The organism is Bradyrhizobium sp. (assembly GCF_049581145.1).
Lineage (GTDB): Bacteria > Pseudomonadota > Alphaproteobacteria > Rhizobiales > Xanthobacteraceae > Bradyrhizobium.
On record NZ_JBAURI010001134.1, the window covers coordinates 1 to 2268 of the forward strand.

At 69.3% G+C, this 2268-nt stretch carries 2 protein-coding genes and 1 pseudogene; 2 read left to right on the forward strand and 1 reads right to left on the reverse strand.

Going from position 1 to position 2268, the window contains the following annotated elements; all coding sequences use genetic code 11:
- A partial coding sequence (tsaD, locus tag WCB02_RS36290) for a tRNA (adenosine(37)-N6)-threonylcarbamoyltransferase complex transferase subunit TsaD (RefSeq protein ID WP_423966440.1) occupies positions 1-664 on the reverse strand: 664 nt, incomplete at its 3' end.
- A 203-nt stretch (positions 665-867) separates the two neighbouring features.
- Between tsaD and WCB02_RS36295 the strand changes: the two genes are divergently transcribed.
- Both WCB02_RS36295 and WCB02_RS36300 read left to right on the forward strand, forming a co-directional pair.
- Entirely contained in the window at positions 868-1611 is a 744-nt protein-coding gene (locus WCB02_RS36295; RefSeq protein ID WP_423966437.1) for a uroporphyrinogen-III synthase, read from the forward strand.
- Positions 1612-1669: 58 nt separating this feature from the next.
- Positions 1670-2268: pseudogene (locus WCB02_RS36300) on the forward strand (hypothetical protein); the annotation flags it as partial.

A 2268-nucleotide genomic window follows, 5' to 3' on the forward strand; every position in this document is an offset into this window, starting at 1 on the left:
GTACCGCGGTCTTCAGCCCGGACAGCGAGAAATTGGCGTCCACCCGTCCGAGCATCGGCCGCGGCAAGGCGAAGCGCGTGGCGTCGCCGCGGCTGGCGGCGCGCTCGACCTGCGGTCCACCCGGATAGGGCAGTCCCAGCATTTTCGCGACCTTGTCGAAGGCTTCGCCCATTGCGTCGTCGACGGTCGTGCCGAGCCGGACATAATTGCCGACGCCGGCCACCGCCACGATCTGGGTGTGGCCGCCGGAGGCCAAAAACAGGCAATAGGGAAACGCCAGCGCGCAGGTCAGCCGCGGCGTCAGCGCGTGCGCCTCGAGATGGTTCACCGCGATCAGCGGCGTGTCGTGCACCATCGCGATCGCCTTGGCCGTGGTCAGCCCGACGATCACGCCGCCGATCAGGCCGGGGCCAGCGGCGGCGGCGACCGCCGACAGCTCCGCGAAGCCAATGCCGGCCTCCCGCATCGCATTGGCGATGATGCCGTCGAGCAGGTCGACATGGGCGCGCGCCGCGATCTCCGGCACCACGCCGCCGAACCTTGCATGCTCGGCGATCTGCGAGCGCACGATATTGGACAGAATCCGGCCACGGCCGTCACTCTCGCGCGCGACCACGGCGGCGGCGGTCTCGTCGCAGGTGGTCTCGATGCCCAAAATGAGCATCGGCTTTTCAACCACCTCTTGCATCGGGCCGCCGCTATCCAATTTGAGTCCGGTCGCTGTCATGGTGTGCTATGATGAAGCACGGCTGTCGCTCCCGGGTAGCATTGCGGGGTCGCAACGTGCAATCGTCCGTTGCGGCGGGGCGCCGATCGGTGCGGCGTCGAGACGAGGTTCGAGACAAGGTTTGAGGCTGGGCTAACGACATGGCCGTTCTCGTCACCCGCCCGAATCCCGACGGCGAGACCACCGCGGCGCGCCTGCGCGCCGGCGGGTACGAGGTGCTGCTGGCGCCGATGCTGAAATTCGAGCCGGTCGCGTTGCGGGACGATCCGGACGCCGACTATGACGCTGTCATCGTGACCTCGGCCAACGCGCTACGCGCCATCGCCGAGCAGCCGCTCAAGCGCCGCGCGGCCAGGCTGCCTTTGTTTGCGGTCGGCGACCATACCGCCTCGACGGCGGCGGACGCCGGATTCGCAACCGTGATCTCGGCCGCCGGCGATGCGGCGGCGTTGCGCGATCTGGTGCTGACCCAGCTGAAGCGATCCAGGAAGAAGGCCGCGCGGCTGCTCTATCTGGCGGGCACGGACCTGTCGCGCGACCTCGCCGGCGAACTCAAAGCCGAGGGATTCGACGTCGTGACCCAGACCACCTACCGGATGGCGGCGATGTCGGGCCTGCCGCGCGACACCCGCGAGGCGTTCGCGGCCAACGGGATCGAGGCGGTGCTGCATTACTCCGGGCGCAGCGCGCAGGCGTTCGTGGAAGCGGCGCGGGCGGACGGCGTCGAAATATCGGCGCTGGCGATCCCGCAATGCTGCATTTCCGCCACCGTTGCTTCAATCCTTCGCGATGCCGGCGCCAACCAGGTCGTTGTCGCGGCCTCTCCGGACGAAAACGCGCTGTTCGGGGCGTTGGAGCGTGCGTTGCGCCGGCGAATGGCTTAAGAGGGCGGGCCGATTCTGGTAGCTTCGGCGCTGGCATACCAACCAGGGAACCACCGCAATGGTCGATGACAGGCTCGATGATCCCGAAGCGCCGTCCGATGCCGGCCGGCCCAAGCGCTCCCCGCCCACCATCGAGCTCGAAGCCGTGTCGAGCGAGACCAGGGCCGGTATCGCGGACGAGACGGCCGAGACAAGAGCTGCCGCGGAACCTGCGGCCGAGGCCGCCCCGGAACCCGCGGCTGAGCGCGAGCCGGCCATGGCTGCGTCGGCGGCGCCCGAAGCCAAATCCCGCTCGACGCCCCGGTCGACGTCGCCTTGGCTGATCGCGCCGCTGTCCGGCGCCGTGGCCGCCATCCTGGTGATCGCCGCCGGCTGGGCACTGGGCTTTGCGCCCGTGCAGCCGGCTCCCGCCGTGCCGGCATCCAATACGGCCGCGGTCGACGATCTCACCGGGCGCGTCGCGGGACTGGAACAGCAGGTCGGCAAGCTGGCCGATTCGGCGTCCTCGCCCCGGATCGATGCCCTGGACAAATCGGTCGCCGCGTTGCGCGATGACGTCGGCAATTTGCGCGCCCAGTCCGACAAGCTCGCCGCCGCCGTGACCGACATCAAGTCGGCGCCACACGATGCCGCGGGCGCGGTCGATCTCTCCGGCAT